Source organism: Blastomonas sp. 34TW (genome assembly GCF_059803595.1).
In genome coordinates this window covers 23,524-44,552 of sequence record NZ_JAPFGW010000006.1, presented here as the reverse complement: position 1 = coordinate 44,552, position 21,029 = coordinate 23,524, and the positions used below count along the sequence as shown (strand labels likewise).

The following is a 21,029-nucleotide window of genomic DNA, read 5'->3' as shown; positions in this document are numbered from 1 at the left end:
CTTGCATTCAAGTTTCAGTTGATACTATGCTGCGCGCAGCATTCTCGCATTCCGGCAACAGCAAAAGGCAGCCGCATCCCATGAAGCTTGCATCACTCAAGAGCGGCCGCGATGGCCATCTCGTCGTCGTCTCGAACGATCTCGCCTGGTATGCCGATGCCAGCCATCTGGTGCCGACGCTGCAGGCCGCGCTCGACGACTGGGACCGCATGGCGCCGTATCTCGAGGTGCTGGCGCGCGATCTCGAACATGCCGCGATCCCGCGCGAGCGCTTTCACGAACATGATGCCGCTGCGCCGCTGCCGCGCGCCTATCAATGGGCGGACGGATCGGCCTATGTGAATCATGTCGAGCTGGTGCGCAAGGCGCGCGGGGCCGAGCTGCCAGAGAGCTTCTGGACCGATCCGCTGATGTACCAGGGCGGATCGGACGACCTGATGGGCGCGCGCGATCCGATCCTGCTCAAGGACGAGGCCTGGGGCTGCGATCTGGAGGCCGAGATCGTGGTGGTGACGGGCGATGTGCCCCAGGGCGTGACGCCCGAAGAAGCGCGCGGCTATATCCGCCTCGTCGGGCTGGTGAACGATGTCTCGCTGCGCAACCTGATCCCCGACGAGCTCGCCAAGGGCTTCGGCTTCGTCCAGTCCAAGCCGGCCAGTGCCTTTTCACCGGTGTTCGTGACGCCCGATGCACTTGGCGATTACTGGAAGGACGGCAAGCTGCACCGCAAGCTGCTGGTCGATCTGAACGGCGAACCGTTCGGCCGTGCGGTGGCATCGGACGACTGCACCTTCGATTTCGGTGTGCTGATCGCGCATCTCGCCAAGACCCGCCGCGTGCGCGCAGGCTCGATCATCGGATCGGGCACCGTTTCCAACCGCGACAGCGATGGCGGCCCCGGTCGTCCGGTGAGCGAGGGCGGCCTGGGTTACAGCTGCATCGCAGAGGTCCGCATGGTCGAGAAGATCACCACCGGCGAGATGAAGACGCCGTTCCTCAAGCACGGCGATACGGTGCGCATCGACGTGCATGACGATAAGGAACACACCATCTTCGGTGCGATCGAGCAGGTGGTACAGGTCGGCTGATTACTCGACGGTTCGGTCATTGCGCTTCGGCCAGGCTATCCAACGGACGGACGATCGCGCCGACGAGCATCCGGCGCTGTTTCCTGCCCGCGCGGTCGTGCGGGATGCTGTAGAGCTTGCGCAGCAGGGCCATGTCCCAGTCGGTCGGGTCCGGATATACATTGCCTGTGTCGAACAGACCCAGGAAGGAATTGGGCATGGACTGGTCGGTGGGTGTCGTCTCGGCAAAGGCGACCATGGCCGCATAGGCGGCCGCCGCAACGAGCGAGCGACCCTGGACGAGATTGACGTCAATCACGACCGTCGCCTTGTACAGCGCGCGCACGGCGAGCGTGCCGATGATGGTGGAGCGGTAGGCCTGCACCGTCTTGTTGCCATGGCCGATTGCCGATTGGCCGCCCGATGACGCGGATCGTCCGCGTGTCGCTGGTGTCCTTCCTCCCAGCGGTTGTCTGCGCCTGCGCGGGGAAGATTGCCAGTACGGCCCAGGCCAGAGCCGCAAACCCTCATGATCCTGATCGCGTCATCATCCTAGCCTCGTGCCGATAGTTCGTGACGTGATGTTGCGCTTTCAACGATCTGAGATCAATACTCATTCCCCTCGATTTTGGAGGTTTTGTTCTGAATAAATGTCGAACAAGGCATTTAATGGCCATCGGGCATTGATTTGTACCCTTACGCGGCCTGCTTTATATGATTATTTGGCGCCATCCCCAAGTCCTTCGGTGAGATCCTCCTCGTCGTCGATCTGACCGGCCGCCTCCGAATCCTTCAGGATCCTGCCCACGAGCATGCGCTTCTGCTTCCATCCCGCGCGGGCCGCGGGGATGCTGTAGAGCGCCTTGAGGAAACTGATGTCCCAGTCGGTAGCACTGGCAATCTGGGCATCCGGCGCAAACAGCCCCAGGATCGAATTGGGGGGTGGGCTTTGCGCTGGCTTCATCTCGGCAAAGGTCACCATTGCGGCATAGGCAGCAACAGCGTCGAGCGGGACGCCCTGCGCAAGATTCACGTCGATCACGACCGTCGCGCTGCGCAGCGCGCGGACGATCTGGGTTCTGACGATGCTCGAGCTATAGGCCTGCACTGTCGGTAGCCCGTTTCCAATCGATGAGCCGCCGCCCTCTGCCGTGCCGCTGTTCGCGGCGAGGCTGTCCGATGTGACCGCGCCCATTCCATCGACGCTGGTCTCCTGCGTCGTATACCACCAGCGCACCGGCGCATTGCCATTGAGCAGCGCGGAACGATCAGGAATCTGGACCTCGCTGAGCCGACGTGGCGATTTCTTCGCGATCCGCTGGACCACTGCCTTGGCATTGGTTGTGAAGCTGACGACGATATTGGTCTTGCACGGGGCCGATGCGGTGTCGATCTCCGCCACTTTCGCGAGCGCGCGGATCTTGCGTTCGACGATGGCGGCATATTCGGGCTGAATACCCAGCACTACCGGGCAGATCGGAGTGACCCAGCGCGCCAGCGGATCGTCGCTGCTGGTTGATACCGTCCGCCGGACGAAGTCATTGGCTTCCTTGCGCGCCTGCTCTTCGGTCTGCCGCCGGCCGATGACCTCGATTTCGCTTTCGGTCGATGCTTGCTGGGCCTGGACAGGGGCAAGGCCAGCGAAGAACGGAACAATGGCGGCGAGAAGTAGCGAGAGTCTGGAAGATAAGGCCGTCATGGAATGCCCCCATGAAATCACGTGGCACCATATTCCTGACAGATGACCTGCGTGCCATCGTCATTCGACAAAGGCACGCAGATGTCAGGCAAACGCCGTTACCGGATCGGCGAATCCGGCGCGAGGCGCATGTCGAGATAATTGTCGACCGAGTGCATCAGATCGTCGAGCTCGTGCTCGAAGAAATGGTTGGCGCGGCTGATCTCGTCATGATGGATGGTGATGTGCTTTTGCGTCCGCAGCTTGTCGACCAGCTTCTGCACCGCACCGGGCGTCACCACCGTATCGGCGGCGCCCTGGACGATGATGCCCGAAGCGGGGCAGGGCGCGAGGAAGCTGAAATCGTACATGTTCGCGGGCGGCGCGACCGAGATGAAGCCGCGGATCTCGGGGCGGCGCATCAGCAGCTGCATCGCGATGAGGGCACCGAAACTGAAGCCGGCGACCCAGGTGGTCTGCGCCTCGGGATGGAAGCTCTGCACCCAGTCGAGCGCGGCGGCGGCATCGGAAAGCTCTCCGATGCCGTTGTCGAACGTGCCCTGGCTGCGGCCGACACCGCGGAAGTTGAAGCGCAGCGTGGCAAAGCCGCGGCGCACGAAGGTCTTGTACAGCGCCTGGGTAATCCGGTCGTTCATCGTGCCGCCGCCCTGGGGGTGCGGGTGCAGGATCATGGCGACGGGCGCGCGCGGACGGGGGGCAGGGCTGAAGCGTCCTTCAAGACGGCCTTCGGGACCGGGAAAGATGACGGCGGGCATGTTTTGCGCTCTTTCGGCTGAAACGACACTAATGTCGGCATGGTGAATGTCGGGGCGGCAGAAGCATCAGATAGGGTCGCAGCGGCTGCCGGGAAGGGGCGCTATACGCAATCCGCGCGGGCAAAAGCAACAAAATGCGTGGATTCGCGCCTGACTGCGGTTAGAGGAACGCGATGAGCCGTTGTTCTCTTCCCCACGATCCGCTGCCGCGATGAACCAGCCACGCATCTATCTGGACCATGCCGCTACGACGCCCGTGCTTGCTGAGGCGCGCGCGGCGATGATCGCAGGGATCGAGCGCTGGGCCAACCCGTCCTCGCCGCATAGCGACGGGCGCGCGGCGCGGGCGGCGCTCGAAGAGGCGCGGCGGCAGATTGCAGGTGCGCTGAACTGGGATGGCGAGGTGATCCTGACCAGCGGTGCGAGCGAGGCGATCGCGCTCGCGATGCTGGCGGGCAAGGCCGATGGCTGGATCGTCAACCCTACCGAGCATGACGCGGTGCAGCGGCTGACGGCGCGCATCCCGGCAGGACGGTCGCTGATGCGGCTCGCGGTCGATCTCGACGGACGGCTGGTGATGGCGAGCCTCGCGCGTGCACTCGAAACCTGCGGCGGACGCCCGATGGTGGTGGTGCAGTCGGTCAACAGCGAGACCGGCGTGATTCAGGACAATGCATCGATCGCCGCGGTGGCGCGCGAAAACGGTGCGCTCAGCCTTTGCGATGCCTCGCAGAGCGCGGGCAAGCTGCCGCTGCCCGATGCCGACATGATCGTGGTTTCGGCACACAAGCTGGGCGGGCCGCCGGGGATCGGCGCGTTGCTGGTGCGCGACCTCGGGCTGCTCGAGCCGCCGGGCGGGCAGGAAAAGGGCTATCGCGGTGGCACCGAGAATGTGCCTGCCGCGATGGGCTTTGCCGCCGCGCTTACCCATGCGCGCTACTGGACCGATCGCGCGGCAGACCTGCGCCATCAGCTCGACAGCGCCATTCGCGGTGCAGGCGGCGAGGTGGTTGCACAAAATGCGCCGCGTCTGCCCAGCATCGGCAGTTACCGGATGCCCGGCATGGCCGCCAATGCACAGCTGATCCAGTTCGACCTTGCGGGGGTGTCGGTCTCGGCGGGCAGTGCGTGCTCGTCGGGCACGCTCAAGACCAGTGCAGTGCTGACCGCGATGGGCTGGGACGAAAAAGCGGCGGGCGAGGTGGTTCGGGTGAGCTTCGGCCCCTCGACCACGCGCGCGCATGTCTATCGCTTTATCGAATTGTGGCGCGAAATGGCGGCACGGGCGAAGCGCTGATGGCGACTGCTCCGATCTATCTCGACTATCAGGCGACGACGCCGCTCGCGCCCGAAGCTCTGGCCGCGATGCAGCCATGGCTCGGTGGGCCGGACAGCCCCGGCGGCTGGGCCAATCCGCACAGCGCGCACGCCATGGGGCGCAAGGCCTCGGCCGCGGTCGAGGTCGCGCGAAGCCAGATCGATGCGCTGATGCCGACGGGCGGGCGCGTGATCTTCACCAGCGGGGCGACCGAGGCGCTCAACCTCGCGATCCGTGGGGCGCTGCCTGCACTGGCACCGCGCAAACGGATCGTCACCATCGCGACGGAACATGCCGCCGTTCGTGACACCTGTCTGTGGCTGGAGAAGCAGGGCCATGATGTCGTGCTGCTGCCGGTGGACCGTGAGGGGCTGGTCGACATGGATGCGGCGCGCGCTGCCATCACGCCCGACACTGCGCTCGTCGCCGCGATGCTGGTCAACAATGAGATTGGAGTCATCCAGCCGGTCGAGCTTCTGGCGGACATGGCGCACGACGCGGGAGCTTTGTTTTTATGCGACGCGGTGCAGGGCTTCGGCCGTGTCGGGCTGCCGCACGCTGCGGACATGATCGCGGTCACCGCGCACAAGATCCACGGACCCAAGGGCATCGGCGCGCTCTGGGTCCGCGAGGGCGTGGCGCTTGAACCGCTGACCCATGGCGGCGGGCAGGAACAGGGTTTGCGATCGGGGACGCTCTCACCAGCGCTTTGCGCGGGATTCGGCGCTGCGGCGAAGCTGGCGGCGCAGCGGGCGGATGCGGACGCGGCGCATGTCGCGCGGTTGCGGGATCGCGCGCTCGCACTGTTCCAGGGATGGCAGGTCAATGGATCGCTCAGCAATCGCTATCCCGGCAATCTCAACCTGCGCCGCGAGGCGCTCGACGTCGCGCGGCTGATGTCCGATGTGCGCGGGGTCGCCTTTTCCGCAGGTTCGGCCTGTGCCAGCGGGTCGGGACGGCCGAGCCATGTGCTGACGGCGCTGGGCCTGTCGAGCCCGCAAGTGCGTTCGTCGATCCGGCTCGGCTTCGGGCGCTACACCACCATTGACGAAATCGAACGCGCCGCGCATTTGATCGTCGATGCGGCCAATCGGCAGATGGGGTGATCGATGATCGAGGTGACGTTCATCAGCGCGGACGGCAAGACCCGTCAGACGGTGCAGGCGAGCGAGGGCGACCGCCTGCTTGATGTCGCGCAGGCCAATGGTCAGCCGCTCGAGGGCACATGCGAGGGCCAGATGGCCTGTTCAACCTGCCACCTGATCATCGATCCGGCGGATTTCGCCAAGCTGCCCGACCCGGTCGAGATGGAAGAGGACATGCTCGATCTGGCGGTTGCCGTGACGCGCACCTCGCGCCTGTCGTGCCAGATATTCCTGCGCGAGGAATGGGGCAGCCTGACCTGCCGCGTCCCGGCCGAAAGCTACGATATGCAGGGCGTTTGACCGCGTTTTCGGCCCGGCTTGCTTTTCTGTCATCAACTCGCCATATGGCGCTCGGGAGTCGGGCGGACGTAGCCGTCGCCAATCTGGTCAGGTCCGGAAGGAAGCAGCCACAACGATTTTCGCCGCGGGTCGTCCGGCTCCTACCATCCCTCAGCGCCGTACCCCTCCCACACCCTCTGTTTTGAACAGGCGGGCGGTTTCGGTTTGATCCACCGGCGGCAGCGGCTAATCAGCATCTATGGACGATTCCCGGCCCAACGATATGGACAATGACGCAGGCGAAATGCCGGGCCTCGGGCTCGATCTGCCGCCGGTCGCCGCGCCCGCACCCGCGACGGGCCAGGCCTATCGTGTGCTTGCCCGCAAATACCGACCGCAGACCTTTGCCGAGCTGATCGGCCAGGATGCGATGGTGCAGACGCTGGGCAATGCGATCCGGCGCGAGCGGCTGGCGCACGCGTTCCTGATGACCGGGGTGCGCGGGGTCGGCAAGACCTCGACCGCACGGCTGATCGCCAAGGCGCTGAACTGCATCGGCCCGGACGGGCAGGGCGGCCCGACGATTTCCCCCTGCGGTGTCTGCGAGCCGTGCGTCGCCATTGCCGAGGGCCGCCATATCGACGTGATCGAGATGGACGCCGCGAGCCATACCGGCATCGACGATGTTCGCGAGATTACCGAGGCGGTGCGCTATGCGGCCGTCTCCGCGCGCTACAAGATGTACATCATCGACGAAGCGCACATGCTGTCGAAACAGGCGTGGAACGGCCTGCTCAAGACGCTGGAAGAGCCGCCGCCGCACGTGAAATTCCTGTTCGCGACGACCGAGGTCAACAAGGTGCCGATCACGGTGCTGTCGCGCTGCCAGCGCTTCGACCTGAAACGCATTCCGTCCGAACTGCTCGCGAGCCATTTCGCCGAGATCTGCGTGAAGGAGGCGATCACCGCCGAACCCGACGCGCTGGCGATGATCGCCGATGCGGCAGAAGGATCGGTGCGCGACGGCCTGTCGATTCTCGACCAGGCAATCGCGCATGCGGACCTTGGCGGCGATGCCAGCGAAGGCGCGCCGCAGGTGCGTGCCGAACAGGTTCGCGGCATGCTCGGCCTGTCCGATCGCGGCGCGATGCGGAGGCTGTTCGCGCATCTGATCGCGGGCGATGCCGACGCGATGCTCGCCGATCTCGATGCGCAGCACAGTCTGGGAGTCGATCCGGTCAGCGTGATGCGCGGGCTGCTGGCGATGGTGCATGCGATCACGCTCCAGAAATCGGCGGGCCGGGTCCGCACCGTGCATGGCGAGGAAGATCGCGCGGCGCTCGCCGACTGGGCGGCCAAGCTCGGCCATGCAAGCCTGCACCGGCTGTGGCAGCTGCTGCTCAAGGGGCATGACGAGATCGAGAGCGCGCCTGTCCCACGTGAGGCGTGCGAGATGGCGCTGCTGCGCGCGCTCTATGCCGCGACCATGCCCGATCCGGGCACGCTCGCCCGCAAGCTGGCGGATGCGCCTTCAGCGGCTGGTGGTAACACCACTGCTCCCACCGAGGCTGCGACGCCGCCGCCGCCACCGCCTGCCGAGGATAGCCCGCCCTGGAATGCGGCTCCCGACGAGCCGGTAGCGCCGCCGCCCGCAACGCCGCGCACCATGGCCGATCTGGTCGACATGCTCGACAATGCCAACAAATGGCTGATCGCCGCGCAGGTCAAGGCGGACATGCGGCTGATCGAGCTGGGCGAGGACAGGCTGATCTATCAGTCCGCCACTGGCCGCGACGATTATGTGCCGTTGCTGCGCGAGGCGCTCGCCTCGATCACCGGGCGCCGCTGGGAGGTCGAACGCGGCGAGGGCGAGGCGCAGCCGACCCTGGCTGAGCTCGAGCAGCAGGCCGAAGCGGCGATGCGCGACGAAATTCTGAACCATCCGCTGGTAAAGGCCACGCAAGCGGCCTTTCCCGATGCGGAAATAGACTGGACTGCGGCGGAAATCTCCCCACATGGAGATGAAACCCTGCCAACACGGAGTGCCAAGGCATGAAAAGCATGGAAGAGATGATGGCGGCTGCGCAGGAAGCGGCGCAGACCGTGCAGCGCCAGATGAACGAGGCGCAGGCCAAGCTGGAATCGATCGAGGTCGAAGGTGCAGCGGGCGGCGGCCTGGTCAAGGTCCGGGCGACCGCCAAGGGGCGCATTCTCGGCGTGTCGATCGATGACAGCCTGATGGTGCCGGCGGACAAGCAGATGCTCGAGGACCTCATAGCCGCCGCGTTCAACGATGCGCGCACCAAGGCGGATCGCGCGAGCGAGGAAGAGATGGGCAAGATGGCGCAGGGCCTGCCGCTGCCGGCCGGTTTCAAGCTGCCGTTCTGAATGCGTTAACCTGGGTGGATGCAGGATCGCTTGTCGTGGATAGACCCGGCAACCATATAAGCCGGTAAGATGCCACCGGACGGCCGGTGACCAACCCCAGATGGATTGAACCGAATTGACCATGTCCCAGACCTATCCCCTGCTGCCCTTGCGCGACATCGTGGTGTTTCCGCAGATGATCGTGCCGCTGTTCGTCGGCCGCGACAAATCGGTCGCTGCGCTCGAGCGTGCGATGGAGCAGGACAAGGAAATCTTCCTCGTCGCGCAGCTTGACCCGGCGCGTGACGATCCCGATCGAGATGATCTTTACGATATCGGCGTGGTCGCGACCGTGCTGCAGCTGCTCAAGCTGCCCGACGGCACCGTGCGCGTGCTGGTCGAAGGCGGCGAGCGGGCACGGCTCAACCGGCTCGAAACGAGCGGCGATCATGTGCTCGCCGAGGTCGAGACCATCCCGGCACGCGCCGTCAGCGGCACCGATGTCAATGCGCTGATGCGCTCGGTGGTCGAGCAGTTCGAGAATTATGCCAAGCTCAACAAGAAGCTTCCGGCGGAAACCGCGGTGCAACTCGCCGAGATCGACGATGCCTCGAAGCTCGCCGATGCGGTGGCCGCGAACATCTCGGTCAAGGTCGCCGACAAGCAGAGCCTGCTGACCGAGGACGATCCGGTCAAGCGGCTGGAAATGGTGTTCGGCTTCATGGAAGGCGAGCTCGGCGTGCTGCAGGTCGAAAAGAAGATCCGTGGCCGCGTCAAGCGCCAGATGGAAAAGACCCAGCGCGAATATTATCTCAACGAACAGCTCAAGGCGATCCAGTCCGAGCTGGGCAATGGCGATGGCGACGACGGCAACGGCGTCAACGAGTTCGCCGAGAAGATCGAGAAGCTGAAACTCTCGCCCGAGGCCAAGGCCAAAGCGACCGCCGAGCTCAAGAAGCTGCGCGGCATGGCGCCAATGTCGGCCGAAGCAACGGTGGTGCGCAATTATCTCGACGTGCTGCTCGGCCTGCCCTGGGGCAAGAAGTCCAAGCTCAAGAAGGACATTGCCGAGGCGCAGACGATCCTCGACGATGACCATTTCGGGCTCGAGAAGGTCAAGGACCGGATCATCGAATATCTCGCTGTCCAGGCGCGCACCAACAAGCTCAAGGGCCCGATCCTGTGCCTGGTGGGCCCCCCGGGCGTCGGCAAGACCTCGCTCGGCCGCTCGATCGCCAAGGCGACGGGGCGCGAGTTTGTGCGCCAGTCGCTGGGCGGCGTGCGTGACGAGGCCGAAATCCGCGGCCACCGGCGCACCTATATCGGCTCGCTGCCGGGCAAGATCGTCAACAATCTCAAAAAGGCCGGGACGAGCAATCCGCTGTTCCTGCTCGACGAGATCGACAAGCTGGGCCAGGATTTCCGCGGCGATCCCGCATCGGCGCTGCTCGAGGTGCTCGACCCCGAACAGAACACCAAGTTCCAGGACCATTATCTGGAGATCGACATCGATCTTTCGGACATCATGTTCGTGACCACCGCGAACAGCCTGAACCTGCCGCAGCCGCTGCTTGACCGCATGGAGATCATTCGGCTCGAAGGCTATACCGAGGACGAGAAGGTCGAGATCGCCAAGCGCCACCTCATCGCAAAGCAGGTGGAATCGCACGGACTCAAGGCGGGCGAATTCGAGCTGACCGAGGAAGGTCTGCGCGACCTTATCCGCTATTACACGCGCGAGGCAGGTGTGCGTACGCTCGAGCGCGAGATTGCGCGTCTGGCGCGCAAGTCGCTGCGCCGCATCCTCGAGGGCAAGGACAAGGCCGTGGTCATCACGCCCGAGAACCTGTCCGACTTTGCTGGCGTGCGCAAATATCGCCACGGTATCGGCGAGGCGGAGAACGAGATTGGCGCGGTGACGGGCCTGGCCTGGACCGAGGTGGGCGGCGAACTGCTGACCATCGAGGCGGTGACCGTGCCCGGCAAGGGGCAGATCAAGACCACCGGCAAGCTCGGCGAAGTGATGCAGGAATCGGTGCAGGCGGCGTTCTCGTTCGTCAAGGCACGGGCTCCAGCGTATGGCATCAAGCCCAGCATCTTCGCGCGCAAGGACATCCATATCCATCTGCCCGAAGGCGCGGTGCCGAAGGACGGTCCTTCGGCAGGTATCGGCATGGTCACCTCGATCATCTCGACGCTCACCGGCAATGCGGTGCGCCGCGATGTCGCGATGACCGGCGAGGTCACGCTGCGCGGTCGCGTGCTGCCGATCGGGGGCCTCAAGGAAAAGCTGCTGGCGGCGCTGCGTGGCGGCATCACCACGGTGCTGATCCCGCAGGAGAACGAGAAGGACCTGGCCGAGATCCCCGAAAACGCCAAGCAGGGGCTGAAGATCTTGCCCGTAAGCCATGTCGACGAGGTGTTGCGCGTGGCGCTGGTCGATCCGCTGGTGCCGATCGACTGGACCGAAGCGGACGAGCTTGCGGCACAGCCACCGGTGGCCGCAACGGACATCGCGGAAGCAGCAGTGAAACACTAATTTACATGGTGCATTGCAGCATCTGAAAGAGAAGCGCGCAGACCGGGTCGCATTACGGTAACATTGCGACAAAACGCCCGGAAATGCGCGCTTTTCCCTTTGACACTCTCGTCAAATCGGTTCTTACTCAGCCCCCTCAAAGCCGCGATTCAGCAATATTCAACAAAAATCAGGGGGTTCCCACGGCATGAACAAGAACGATCTCATTTCGGCAGTTTCCGAACAGGCTGGTATCACCAAGGCCGACGCCAGCAAGGCGGTGGAAGCGGTGTTCGATTCGATCAGCGGTGCGCTTGCAAAGGGCAGCGAAGTCCGTCTCGTCGGTTTCGGCACCTTCTCGGTTAGCAAGCGCAAGGCATCGACCGGGCGCAATCCGCGCACCGGCGAAAAGATGGAAATCAAGGCATCGACCCAGCCCAAGTTCAAGGCCGGCAAGGGCCTGAAGGACGCGGTCAACTGATCGTATTTGCCCTGCCATCGGGCGGGGCCATTCAGACGCTTTGAGCGGGCAGGGGTCGCAAGCTAACCCTCCCCGGTTGAAATGCTAGAGACATGGGAAGGCGGCGCGAAGAGTGCCGCCTTTTCTTTTGCTCCGATTCAGCTGCCGGATTTGCGGATGGCGGCAGTCACCCGGTCTGCCCGGCGGGTCGCCTCGCGCTCGATTGCGCGCCAGTCGGCGATATAGGCGGCGGCAAAGCCATCCACGCCTATGCGCTTATATTGCTCGACATGGGCCAGTTCGTGCGCCCACATCCAGACATTCCGGGTCAACCGCGCGCTGGAAAAAACGACCTGCCGGTTCAGCGCGATCGCGCCCTCGTCCATGAACTGTTCGGTCACGATCGCGCCCAGATCGATGCGGCCGGTACCGATCGTCCAGCGCGTCGCAGAAAGCGTCTCGGGCTTGAAATGCGGTGCGAGCAGCTTTTGCATGTCGGCAGGAATGGGCTTGGCACCAGCACGGGCAGCCTGGCTCTCGCCATGCCGGATCGCGCGCGCGAGCACGGGGGCGGTCAGTCTCGCCGATCGTCGTGCAAGCTGCTCGGACCCGCGCCGCGCCTTTCCTGCGATGGCGCCTGCAGAGCGCCCGCCCAAGGCCTCGATGACGCGGTTCAGCTCTGCTGGCGGGCGAAGCAGTTTCTCGTCGGGACGCTCGATGCATCCCGGCAGAGCGCAGGCTGCCAGCGCCGCCAGCATTCCCATCACGTGTCGCGGTCCTATCATCCGCGAACCGCTACGCGACCGCCTACTGACCGGCAAGCCCGATCAGCGCCTCCGGACCCTTCGACAGACGGCTGTTGACGACCCATTTCAGTGTCGCGGTCGCGCCGGCCATGGTCGGGCCGTCCTCGGTATTGTTGGTGAGGATACGGCCGTCGGTGGTGATGGTGAACGTGCCTTCGGGCTGGGGCTGGCCAGGCTTGCCCTTGGCATCGCCCGCGCCCGCCATCGCGCCCAGCGCCGCCATCTCGCCGCCGCCCGCTTCGCCCGAATAGGCGGGGGCAGAGACCTTCACGCTGCCGTCCTTGCGGGCGATGATCGTGACGAAGGGCATGATCGCGTTGCCGCCATCGACCAGCGGGAAGGCAAAGCCATGCGCGCTGTTGCCGGTGATCGAATATTCGACATCGATGATGCGGTTGCCGCGATAGCTGACCTTGTTCCAGCCCCGCTGCTTCTTCAATTGCTCGACCAGATCGGCAATGCTCTCGTCACTGCCAAGGCCGCCCATCTCGCCGCCCATGGCGCTCGCGGCCATGCCGGTATCGCCCTTGTTCGCTTCCTGCGCTTCGTCGAAATCCTTGCGCTGCTGCGCCAGTTCGGCCTCGGTGCATTCGCGCTCGTCGCCCGTGTCGTCGCTATAGCAGGGGCTCGCCGAGAACTCGGCGGGCGGCGGCGACATGTCGGTCACCACGATTTCGCCGACATAGGTGAAGGTGAAGCTGCCATCGCGCTTGAGGTCCAGCGTCGAACTGAACTTGCCTGGCGATAACAGGCAGCCGGTCAGCAGCAGCGGGGTTGCCAGCGCGGCAACAATTCGCATGAATGTCATGTCTTGGTCCTTTGTACAGGTGCGACCCGTAGGAACCAGTGTGGTGGATCCGGTCTCAGGCCGGGTTGAGCGATATCAGCGCCTCGGGCGCGCGATCGCGCCGGGCATTGACCTTCCATTCGAGCACGCGCATCGCGCCGGCGACGCTGGGGCCGTCCTCGGTATTGTTGGTGAGGATATCGCCATCGGTGCGGATGGTGAACATGCCGTCGGGCTTGGGCAGGCCCGCAAAGATCTTCGCCTCCTCGCTGTTGCTCGACGATCCCACCGCCTGCAGGATCGACATCAGCCCGCCCATGTTTCCGCCCATGAAGCTGCTTTGCCCCCCTGCGGCAAAGGCAGGCGCGTCGATGCGCACGGCATTGTTCGTGCGCGCGGTGGCCACGATGAACGGGGTGATGCCCTGCACCTTCTCGATCGTCGGAAAGCTGTAATCCTGGTCGATCCTCCCTGAGATCGCATAATCGACGGTGAACAGGCCGTCGCCCTTGTGCACGACCTCGCGCCAGCCCTTCTGCTTCTTGATCCGGGTGATGAACTCGTCGATCGCATCGGGCGAGGTGGGGTCGATGCCACCGAGGATCGCCTTGAAGATTTCGATATTCTTGGCGTCCTCGGCCTTCTTGGCGGCGCGCTGCTCTTCCCAGGCTTCCTTCTGGCTCTCGATCTCGGCGGGCGTGCATTCGCGTTCGAGTGTTTCCTCGGCCCAGCCTTCGCCTTCCTGCTCGTCCTGGGCATAGGCGGTCTTGAGCACCGCCGCGTCAACCTCTGCCGGTTCGCCATAACAGGGGCTGGGGGTGAACTCGCCACCCTTGTCGTCGAGCGCCGCGCCCATCGCGACCAGTTGCGACAGGCCGAGCAGGTGGATGTCGCCCTTGTAGGTGAAGCTGAAGCCGCCGCCGCGCATCACGGTCATGTCGGCAGTGAACTTGCCGGGCGAAAGCAGGCACCCTGTCAGCATCCAGGCGGCTGCGGCGGCCACCAATATCCGCAGTCCCATCCGCCCCCCGGCACGCATCAGCCTTCCCCCCGGTCCATGCGAATCGCGTAAAGCGAAATGGCGGCCGCGTTCGAGACGTTGAGGCTCTCCATCGCACTGCTGATCGGCAGGCGCGCGAGCGTGTCGCAATGGCCGGCGACATTGTGGCGCAGGCCTTCACCCTCGGCTCCCAGCACCAATGCGACCGGGCCGGTGCCCAGCACCTCGGCCAGCGTGTCCTCCGCCTCTCCGGCAAGGCCGATGCGCCAGTATCCGGCATCGGCCATTTCCTCGAGCGCGCGCGACAGGTTCACGACTCGCACCCAGGGCACGATTTCCAGCGCGCCCGAGGCGGCCTTGGCGATGGTGCCCGATTCGGGCGGAGCGTGCCGGTCCTGCGTGATGATCGCGGCGGCATCGAACGCGGCAGCCGAGCGGAAGATCGCGCCGACATTGTGCGGATCGGTGACCTGATCGAGCACCACCAGCGGACGCAGCGGATCGCCCGACAGCACATCGCCGAGCAGCATGTCGTCGAGCGGTTCGACCTCGATGACGATGCCCTGGTGCGGCGCATCGCGCGCGACCAGCCGGGCAAGGTCGGCGACATCGGCAAATTCGACCGACACGCCCGTGGGCAGATCGAATTGCGCCAGTGCCTCGCGCGTTCCGCGAATCCAGCGAATCTGCCGTTCGGGATTGTTGAACGCCGCCTCGCAGGCGTGCGTCCCCCAGAATCGCGGCAGCTTGCCGCCCTCGAGTCCCGCCTTGCGGTTGCGGTTGCGTGCGCCGCGTTTTGCCATGTTGGTGTGTATCTTTCTTGGGCGAACGGGTCGCCGAGGTGGTAAGATCAAGCTTTTCGTCCTGTCGGCATTGACAGGCAAGCGCGAATTGTTCAAGGGACCGCCTCTCGGCAGAGACGGCCCTCTTCGGAATGGCCAAACGCACTGGGAAATGTGTGGACAGGTGGCCGAGTGGTTAATGGCAGCAGACTGTAAATCTGCCCGCGAGAGCGTACGCTGGTTCGAATCCAGCCCTGTCCACCACCTCCCTCTTTAACGTCGAGCAGGGGCCAAGTGCCCTTGGCAATCCAGGCGCGATTGGGCACAACCGGCGCATGATCGAAATTGCCCGCATTCCCGCCCTGTCCGACAATTATATCTGGCTGGTGCATGAGCCGGTGAGCGGCGAGACCGTCGTCATCGATCCCGCCGAGGCCGAGCCGGTGCTCGCTGAAGCCAAGGCGCGCGGCTGGACGATCACGCAGATCTGGAACACGCACTGGCACCCTGATCATGTCGGCGGCAATGCCGCGATCAAGGCGGCGACTGGCTGCGCGATCACCAGCCCCGAGGCCGAGCGCGATCGAATTGCGACCTTTGACGTGACGGTGAAGGGCGGCGATGTCGTGCATCTGGGTCCGCTGAAGGCTGACGTGATCGATGTGCCTGCGCACACCGCAGGGCATATCGCGTATCATTTGCCCGAGGAGCAGGCGATCTTCGTCGGCGATACGCTGTTCGCGATGGGCTGCGGCCGGCTGTTCGAGGGCACGGCCGAGCAGATGTTCGACAATATGACGCGGCTCTCGGCGCTGCCCGGCGAGACGCAGGTCTATTGCGCGCACGAATATACCGAATCGAACGGACGCTATGCGCTGGTCGCCGAGCCCGATAACCAGGCGTTGGCCGAGCGGATGGAGCAGGTGTTCGCAATGCGCGCGCGGGGTGAGCCGACCGTGCCGACCACGATCGCGCTCGAACGCGCGACCAATCCCTTCATGCGCGCCCGCTCCGCCGAAGAACTCGCCGAGCGCCGCGCCGCCAAGGACAATTTCCGGGGCTGACACCACCGGGGCCAAAAAGCGAGAGGATCTGCCATGACCGATGCCTTTATCTGCGATGCCGTTCGCACACCGATCGGACGTTATGGCGGCGGGCTGGCAAGCGTCAGGCCTGACGATCTGGCCGCCATCGTGCTGCGCGCGCTTCTGGGCCGCAATCCGGGTCTCGATGCTGCGGCGATCGATGACGTGCTGTTGGGTTGTGCCAACCAGGCGGGCGAGGACAATCGCAACGTCGCGCGCATGGCCGCGCTGCTGGCGGGCCTGCCGGAAACGGTCGGCGGTGCGACGATCAACCGGCTGTGCGGATCGGGGCTCGATGCCGTGGGCAGCGCCGCGCGCGCGATCCGCGCGGGCGAGGCCGATCTGATGATCGCAGGCGGGGTCGAGAGCATGACCCGCGCACCGTTCGTGATGCCCAAGGCCGGGACTGCTTTCGCGCGCGACAATGCGGTCTATGACACCACCATCGGCTGGCGCTTCGTCAATCCGCTGATGAAGGCGGTGCACGGCGTCGATTCGATGCCCGAGACGGCGGAGAATGTCGCCGAGGATTTCGGCATCGCCCGAGCCGATCAGGATTCCTTCGCGCTGCGCAGCCAGCAGCGTGCGGCCGCCGCGCAGGAATCGGGTCGTCTGGCGGCGGAGATCGTTCCCGTCAGCATCCCGCAGCGCAAGGGCGAGCCACTGATTGTCGACACCGACGAGCATCCGCGCATGACCTCGATCGAGGCGCTTTCGGCCTTGAAGCCCATCGTCCGGCCCGGCGGCACGGTCACCGCAGGCAATGCCAGCGGCGTCAACGATGGCGCGGCGGCGCTGATCGTCGCCTCGGAAGCGGCAGCGGCGCGCCACGGTCTCACCCCGCGCGCGCGGATCATCGCAACGGCAGTCGCCGGTGTGCCGCCGCGGATCATGGGCATTGGCCCGGCACCTGCGGTGCAGAAGCTGCTTGGGCGCACCGGGGTTAAGCTCGCCGAAGTCGATGTCATCGAACTCAACGAGGCCTTTGCGGCCCAGGGCTTGGCCGTGCTGCGCCAGCTCGGCCTGCCCGACGATGCGGCGCATGTGAACCCCAATGGCGGTGCGATTGCGCTCGGCCATCCGCTCGGCATGTCGGGCGCGCGTCTGGCGCTGACTGCGACCGAGGAACTGCAGCGCACCGGCGGACGCTATGCCATCGCGACCATGTGCATCGGCGTGGGGCAGGGGATCGCGATGCTGATCGAGCGGGTGTAGCTCAAGGCGTCGCGCCCCACCGTCGTTCCCGCGAACGCGGGAATCCCGCTTTTTCCGGACGCCGGATCAAGAAAGCGGGACCCCCGCGTTCGCGGGAGTGACGGGTCAGTGTCGTGCGATTACTCGCCCGCCACCTTGGGCACCGGCTGGAAATCGCGCACGAAGCGCTCGAGCAGGCGCACGCCATAGCCGGTCGAGCCTGCCGGTTTGAGGTCGTTCGCGCCGCCCCATGCCATGCCGGCAATGTCGATATGCGCCCAGGGCGTTTCGGGCTTTACGAACGCGCCGATGAAATGCGCGCCCGCGCCGGCTCCGGCGCCACCCGCACCCGAATTCTTGATATCGGCGATGGTCGATTTGGTGTCCTCGGCATAGCTGGGGTGCAGCGGCATGCGCCACAGCGCGTCGCCGCTCGCATCGCCCGCCTTCATCAGCTGATCGGCGAGAGGATCGTGGCGGCTGAACAGGCCTGCATAATCGTCGCCCAATGCGGTCATGATCGCGCCGGTCAATGTCGCCATGTCGACGATCGCCGCGGGATTGAGCTTCGCATCGGCATAGGCGACCGCGTCGGCGAGGACGAGCCGTCCTTCGGCATCGGTCGAGATGATCTCGATCGTCTTGCCGTTCATCGCCTGCAGCACATCGGCGGGGCGCGCAGCGTTGCCGTCGGGCATGTTTTCCGACAGCGCCGCGATCGCGACGACATCGACCGGCGCGCGCGACTTGGCCAGCGCCAGCGCTGCGCCGACAACGCTCGCCGCGCCCGACATGTCGAACTTCATGTCGCCCATACCGCTACCATTCTTGAGCGAGATCCCGCCGCTGTCGAAGGTGATGCCCTTGCCTGCGAGCACAACGGGGCCGGTGGAGGGCGCGCCGCGACCAGTATAGCGCACGATCAGCATGCGCGGCGGCCGCGCCGAACCCCGGCCCGAGCCGAGGATCGAGCCCATGCCGAGCTTTTCCATCGCAGGTACGTCGAGCGCCTCGATCGTGACCCCGGGGACGCCCGCAAAGGCGGCGCGGGTGCGCTCCACAAAGCTTTCGGGATAGATGACGTTCGCCGGCTCGTTCGAAAGGTCGCGCGCAAACGCCATCGACTCGATCAGCGGCTTGCCGCGCCCTTCATAGGCTGCGCGTGCCGCCTCGCCGTTCTCGGTGACGATCGTCGTTGCAGCCATCGCAGCGGCCTCGCGCGCCTTGGCCTGATAGAGGTCCGAGCGATATTCGCCGATGCCCATGCCGGTGGCGAGCTCTGCCACCGCCTCGGCAGGCAGGCCGCTGGCGAGCACGGTCAGCGGACCCTTGTCCTTCATCAGCGCGCGCCCGGCCGCGACGCCGAGCTTCTGGACGGCTGCCGCGCCCATGTCCGATCCGGTGCCGACAACATGGATACGATCCCATCTGCCGATACCGCGTAGGCTGAGCGTGCCGGACGTGTAGTCGAACTCGGCTGAGGCCAGCGCGCGGGCGATCGCTGTGCGCTCGGCTTCGGACAGGGCGCTGGCGCGGCTCGCGAGATCGGCTTCGCTGGCGAGCGGCAGCACCAGCGTTCCCGAAGCTGCGGGCAGGGTGCCGCTGAAGCTGACGGGGCGGAATTGCGCCTTTGCAGCCTTGAGCGTCAGCGAGGGCTTCACCGCCTCCTGCGCATGTGTAGCTAGGGGCAATGCCATGGTCAGTACGGCGAAGCTGCTGGCGACCAGCAGGTGACGGATACGCATCAGGAACCCCCTTTTTGTCTTCGTAACATTGGCAACCATATCAGCAGCTTGGGCTGCTGGCGGCAAGCAAAGATGCGCGTTGACAGCCGATGGCATTGTCTTGTCTGTCCCTCAACCCCATGTGCTGACCCATGTTCAGCACCCCCGTCATCGCCGCAATCGCCTGGGCCGTCATTCTGGGCGGCGCGGGCGGGCTGCTGACCGAGATCGGAGCCTGGTACAAGAACCTCAGGAAACCGAGCTGGCAGCCGCCCGACTGGCTGTTCGGCCCGGCCTGGACGATCATTCTGGGCCTCGCCGCCTGGGCGGCGGTGCTCGCCTGGAACGGCACGCAGACGCAAGGCGACCGGATGATCGTCATCGCGCTCTATGTCGCGAATTTCGTGTTTCACCTGCTCTGGTCGCCCCTGTTCTTCAAGTTCAAGCGGCCCGACTGGGCTCTGGTCGAGGTTGTCTTCCTCTGGGCGTCGGTATTCGCGATGTGCGTGTGGCTCAGGCCCTATTCGGTACTCGCGAGCTGGCTGATCGTGCCCTATCTTGTGTGGGTCAGCTTTGCGGCGATGCTCAACGCCAAGATCGTGCAGCTCAATCGCCCGTTCGGCCGCGCCTGAACTTTATCGGGTCGGGCGCGCCAAATCGCTTGGTGACCCGATAATATGTGTTAACTTTGCTTGACACTATTCAGGGGACCGGTGTGAGCGACCAGAAGACGCAGATTGTCGTGGTGGGCGGAGGCGCTGGCGGGCTCGAGCTGGTGCGCAGGCTCGGCAGCAAATATGGCCGCGAGAAGCACGACATCATCCTGGTCGACCGCAACCTGACCCATATCTGGAAGCCGCTGCTGCACGAGGTCGCGGCAGGCTCGCTTGATGCCAATCTCGACGAGGTCGGCTATGGCGGTCATGCCGTGCGCTGGGGCTATCGCTTCTTCAACGGCGCGCTCGAGAGCATCGACCGCACCACGCGGCATATCACCACCGCGCCGCTGCTCGATGACCAGGGCAAGGAAGTGATCGGGCGGCACCGGATCCGTTACGATTATCTGGTGCTCGCCTTTGGCGGCGTGTCGAACGATTTCGGTGTACCGGGCGTGCGCGAACATGCCCAGTTTCTCGAACATCGCGGCCAGGCGGACAGTTTCCGCCAGAAGCTGCTCAATGCGTGCCTGCGCGCCAATCACGAGCATAACACCGGCAATCCCGAGGCGCGGGTGCGGATCTGCATCATCGGCGGCGGTGCGACTGGGGTCGAGCTGTCTGCGGAACTGTACAACGCGGCCAAGTCGCTGCGCTATTACGGCCTCGAGGTGTTCGACGAGAGCAAGCTCGAGGTCACGCTGCTCGAGGCGGGGCCGCGCATCCTGCCGCAGATCGATGCCGAGCTGGCAGGCACCGCGCGGCACGAACTCGAGCAGCTCGGCGTCAGCGTGCGCGAGAACACCCAGGTCGTGCAGGTCAACGCGCATTCGGTCGAGACCAAGGCGGGCGAAGCGATCCCTGCCGACCTGATCGTCTGGGCCGCAGGCGTGAAAGGTGCAGACGGCGTCACCGAAATGAGCGATCTCGAGCTCAACCGGCTCAGCCAGTTCGTTGTGCGGCCGACGCTGCAGACGACGCTGGACGACCATATCTTCGCACTGGGCGATTGCGCCTCATGCCTGCTGCCCGGCCAGGAGCGACCAATCCCGCCGCGCGCGCAGTCCGCGCACCAGATGGCAAGCCATGTGTTCGACAATCTGTGCCGGATGCAGGCGGGCAAGCCGCTCAAGGATTTCGTCTACAAGGACCATGGCTCGCTGGTTTCGCTGAGCCGCTTTTCCACCGTGGGCAGCCTGATGGGCAATCTGGTCGGCGGGCGCATGGCGGTGGAAGGCCGACTGGCGCGCTGGGCGTACCAATCGCTCTACCGCATGCACCTGATCGCGATCCACGGCTGGTGGCGCGGCATATCGCTGATCGTCATCGGCCATGTGAACCAGATCGTGCGGCCCAAGCTGAAGCTGCACTGACCAGCGCGGCGACG

At 65.0% G+C, this 21,029-nt stretch carries 20 protein-coding genes, 1 tRNA gene and 1 other RNA gene; 14 read left to right on the top strand and 8 right to left on the bottom strand.

The window, feature by feature from the left end; all coding sequences use genetic code 11:
• Window positions 1–80 precede the first annotated feature (80 nt).
• Window positions 81–1,088 (top strand): fumarylacetoacetate hydrolase family protein, encoded by a 1,008-nt coding sequence (locus OPU69_RS09410; RefSeq protein WP_498510593.1) that lies wholly within the window; start codon window positions 81–83, stop codon window positions 1,086–1,088.
• A 16-nt stretch (window positions 1,089–1,104) separates the two neighbouring features.
• Here the strand turns inward: OPU69_RS09410 and OPU69_RS09405 are convergent, their stop codons facing one another.
• From OPU69_RS09405 to OPU69_RS09395, 3 genes are all read right to left on the bottom strand, one after another.
• The gene (locus OPU69_RS09405) at window positions 1,105–1,452 is read right to left on the bottom strand and encodes a hypothetical protein (RefSeq protein ID WP_498510591.1); all 348 of its coding nucleotides are present in this window, start codon (window positions 1,450–1,452) and stop codon (window positions 1,105–1,107) included.
• 333 nt (window positions 1,453–1,785) lie between these two features.
• The gene (locus OPU69_RS09400) at window positions 1,786–2,766 is read right to left on the bottom strand and encodes a hypothetical protein (protein ID WP_498510589.1); all 981 of its coding nucleotides are present in this window, start codon (window positions 2,764–2,766) and stop codon (window positions 1,786–1,788) included.
• 98 nt (window positions 2,767–2,864) lie between these two features.
• The gene (locus OPU69_RS09395) at window positions 2,865–3,521 is read right to left on the bottom strand and encodes an alpha/beta hydrolase (protein WP_023837854.1); all 657 of its coding nucleotides are present in this window, start codon (window positions 3,519–3,521) and stop codon (window positions 2,865–2,867) included.
• Between the two features lie 211 nt (window positions 3,522–3,732).
• Here OPU69_RS09395 and OPU69_RS09390 point away from each other — a divergent pair, with 211 nt between their 5' ends.
• The 8 genes from OPU69_RS09390 to OPU69_RS09355 all read left to right on the top strand — a co-directional run bounded on the left by OPU69_RS09390 (window position 3,733) and on the right by OPU69_RS09355 (window position 11,629).
• Complete coding sequence (locus OPU69_RS09390) at window positions 3,733–4,818, top strand: cysteine desulfurase family protein (protein ID WP_498510587.1); 1,086 nt, start codon at window positions 3,733–3,735, stop codon at window positions 4,816–4,818.
• Window positions 4,818–5,945: a cysteine desulfurase family protein gene (locus tag OPU69_RS09385; RefSeq protein WP_498510585.1), complete on the top strand. Its 1,128-nt coding sequence runs from the start codon at window positions 4,818–4,820 to the stop codon at window positions 5,943–5,945. Before OPU69_RS09390 ends, OPU69_RS09385 begins: the two co-directional genes overlap by 1 nt.
• A gap of 3 nt (window positions 5,946–5,948) precedes the next feature.
• Entirely contained in the window at window positions 5,949–6,284 is a 336-nt protein-coding gene (locus tag OPU69_RS09380) for a 2Fe-2S iron-sulfur cluster-binding protein (RefSeq protein WP_066274801.1), read from the top strand.
• A 51-nt stretch (window positions 6,285–6,335) separates the two neighbouring features.
• Window positions 6,336–6,431: signal recognition particle sRNA small type (ffs, locus tag OPU69_RS09375), an RNA gene on the top strand.
• A gap of 91 nt (window positions 6,432–6,522) precedes the next feature.
• Window positions 6,523–8,319 (top strand): DNA polymerase III subunit gamma/tau, encoded by a 1,797-nt coding sequence (locus OPU69_RS09370; protein WP_498510583.1) that lies wholly within the window; start codon window positions 6,523–6,525, stop codon window positions 8,317–8,319.
• Window positions 8,316–8,651, top strand: coding sequence for a YbaB/EbfC family nucleoid-associated protein (locus OPU69_RS09365; RefSeq protein WP_060977851.1), 336 nt, complete (start codon window positions 8,316–8,318; stop codon window positions 8,649–8,651). The genes OPU69_RS09370 and OPU69_RS09365 overlap by 4 nt, the downstream gene beginning before the upstream one ends.
• Window positions 8,652–8,772: 121 nt before the next feature.
• A complete protein-coding gene (gene lon / locus OPU69_RS09360; RefSeq protein ID WP_498510580.1) occupies window positions 8,773–11,169 on the top strand; it encodes an endopeptidase La in 2,397 nt (798 codons plus the stop codon).
• 187 nt (window positions 11,170–11,356) lie between these two features.
• Entirely contained in the window at window positions 11,357–11,629 is a 273-nt protein-coding gene (locus OPU69_RS09355; RefSeq protein WP_017671429.1) for an HU family DNA-binding protein, read from the top strand.
• 137 nt (window positions 11,630–11,766) lie between these two features.
• Here OPU69_RS09355 and OPU69_RS09350 read toward each other — a convergent pair whose 3' ends face one another.
• Genes OPU69_RS09350 through rlmB form a run of 4 tightly spaced genes read right to left on the bottom strand, consistent with a single transcriptional unit; the run spans window position 11,767 to window position 15,004 of the window.
• Window positions 11,767–12,375: a hypothetical protein gene (locus OPU69_RS09350; RefSeq protein WP_498510578.1), complete on the bottom strand. Its 609-nt coding sequence runs from the start codon at window positions 12,373–12,375 to the stop codon at window positions 11,767–11,769.
• Between the two features lie 40 nt (window positions 12,376–12,415).
• Window positions 12,416–13,222 (bottom strand): hypothetical protein, encoded by an 807-nt coding sequence (locus tag OPU69_RS09345; protein ID WP_498510576.1) that lies wholly within the window; start codon window positions 13,220–13,222, stop codon window positions 12,416–12,418.
• A gap of 55 nt (window positions 13,223–13,277) precedes the next feature.
• Window positions 13,278–14,240 (bottom strand): hypothetical protein, encoded by a 963-nt coding sequence (locus OPU69_RS09340; RefSeq protein ID WP_498510574.1) that lies wholly within the window; start codon window positions 14,238–14,240, stop codon window positions 13,278–13,280.
• Window positions 14,240–15,004 (bottom strand): 23S rRNA (guanosine(2251)-2'-O)-methyltransferase RlmB, encoded by a 765-nt coding sequence (gene rlmB, locus OPU69_RS09335; RefSeq protein ID WP_060977846.1) that lies wholly within the window; start codon window positions 15,002–15,004, stop codon window positions 14,240–14,242. The genes OPU69_RS09340 and rlmB overlap by 1 nt, the downstream gene beginning before the upstream one ends.
• A gap of 157 nt (window positions 15,005–15,161) precedes the next feature.
• On the opposite strand from rlmB, the gene OPU69_RS09330 reads away from it, so the two are divergent.
• The 3 genes from OPU69_RS09330 to pcaF all read left to right on the top strand — a co-directional run bounded on the left by OPU69_RS09330 (window position 15,162) and on the right by pcaF (window position 17,283).
• Window positions 15,162–15,247, top strand: a tRNA-Tyr gene (locus OPU69_RS09330).
• 71 nt (window positions 15,248–15,318) lie between these two features.
• Window positions 15,319–16,047, top strand: coding sequence for a hydroxyacylglutathione hydrolase (gloB, locus tag OPU69_RS09325; protein ID WP_498510572.1), 729 nt, complete (start codon window positions 15,319–15,321; stop codon window positions 16,045–16,047).
• Window positions 16,048–16,080: 33 nt separating this feature from the next.
• Entirely contained in the window at window positions 16,081–17,283 is a 1,203-nt protein-coding gene (pcaF, locus tag OPU69_RS09320) for a 3-oxoadipyl-CoA thiolase (protein ID WP_498510570.1), read from the top strand.
• 119 nt (window positions 17,284–17,402) lie between these two features.
• Here pcaF and OPU69_RS09315 read toward each other — a convergent pair whose 3' ends face one another.
• The gene (locus tag OPU69_RS09315; protein ID WP_060977843.1) at window positions 17,403–19,007 is read right to left on the bottom strand and encodes a leucyl aminopeptidase; all 1,605 of its coding nucleotides are present in this window, start codon (window positions 19,005–19,007) and stop codon (window positions 17,403–17,405) included.
• 131 nt (window positions 19,008–19,138) lie between these two features.
• On the opposite strand from OPU69_RS09315, the gene OPU69_RS09310 reads away from it, so the two are divergent.
• Window positions 19,139–19,618: a TspO/MBR family protein gene (locus OPU69_RS09310; protein ID WP_498510568.1), complete on the top strand. Its 480-nt coding sequence runs from the start codon at window positions 19,139–19,141 to the stop codon at window positions 19,616–19,618.
• An 83-nt stretch (window positions 19,619–19,701) separates the two neighbouring features.
• Complete coding sequence (locus OPU69_RS09305; protein ID WP_498510566.1) at window positions 19,702–21,015, top strand: NAD(P)/FAD-dependent oxidoreductase; 1,314 nt, start codon at window positions 19,702–19,704, stop codon at window positions 21,013–21,015.
• Window positions 21,016–21,029: the final 14 nt, after the last annotated feature.

Bases quoted from the DNA above. Each gene is read 5' to 3' on its own strand.
- OPU69_RS09410 (WP_498510593.1), top strand. From the start codon at position 81: ATGAAGCTTGCATCACTCAAGAGCGGCCGCGATGGCCATCTCGTCGTC.
- OPU69_RS09400 (WP_498510589.1), bottom strand. From the start codon at position 2,766: ATGACGGCCTTATCTTCCAGACTCTCGCTACTTCTCGCCGCCATTGTT.
- OPU69_RS09395 (WP_023837854.1), bottom strand. From the start codon at position 3,521: ATGCCCGCCGTCATCTTTCCCGGTCCCGAAGGCCGTCTTGAAGGACGC.
- OPU69_RS09390 (WP_498510587.1), top strand. From the start codon at position 3,733: ATGAACCAGCCACGCATCTATCTGGACCATGCCGCTACGACGCCCGTG.
- OPU69_RS09385 (WP_498510585.1), top strand. From the start codon at position 4,818: ATGGCGACTGCTCCGATCTATCTCGACTATCAGGCGACGACGCCGCTC.
- OPU69_RS09380 (WP_066274801.1), top strand. From the start codon at position 5,949: ATGATCGAGGTGACGTTCATCAGCGCGGACGGCAAGACCCGTCAGACG.
- OPU69_RS09370 (WP_498510583.1), top strand. From the start codon at position 6,523: ATGGACGATTCCCGGCCCAACGATATGGACAATGACGCAGGCGAAATG.
- OPU69_RS09365 (WP_060977851.1), top strand. From the start codon at position 8,316: ATGAAAAGCATGGAAGAGATGATGGCGGCTGCGCAGGAAGCGGCGCAG.
- lon (WP_498510580.1), top strand. From the start codon at position 8,773: ATGTCCCAGACCTATCCCCTGCTGCCCTTGCGCGACATCGTGGTGTTT.
- OPU69_RS09355 (WP_017671429.1), top strand. From the start codon at position 11,357: ATGAACAAGAACGATCTCATTTCGGCAGTTTCCGAACAGGCTGGTATC.
- OPU69_RS09345 (WP_498510576.1), bottom strand. From the start codon at position 13,222: ATGACATTCATGCGAATTGTTGCCGCGCTGGCAACCCCGCTGCTGCTG.
- OPU69_RS09340 (WP_498510574.1), bottom strand. From the start codon at position 14,240: ATGCGTGCCGGGGGGCGGATGGGACTGCGGATATTGGTGGCCGCCGCA.
- rlmB (WP_060977846.1), bottom strand. From the start codon at position 15,004: ATGGCAAAACGCGGCGCACGCAACCGCAACCGCAAGGCGGGACTCGAG.
- gloB (WP_498510572.1), top strand. From the start codon at position 15,319: ATGATCGAAATTGCCCGCATTCCCGCCCTGTCCGACAATTATATCTGG.
- pcaF (WP_498510570.1), top strand. From the start codon at position 16,081: ATGACCGATGCCTTTATCTGCGATGCCGTTCGCACACCGATCGGACGT.
- OPU69_RS09315 (WP_060977843.1), bottom strand. From the start codon at position 19,007: ATGCGTATCCGTCACCTGCTGGTCGCCAGCAGCTTCGCCGTACTGACC.
- OPU69_RS09310 (WP_498510568.1), top strand. From the start codon at position 19,139: ATGTTCAGCACCCCCGTCATCGCCGCAATCGCCTGGGCCGTCATTCTG.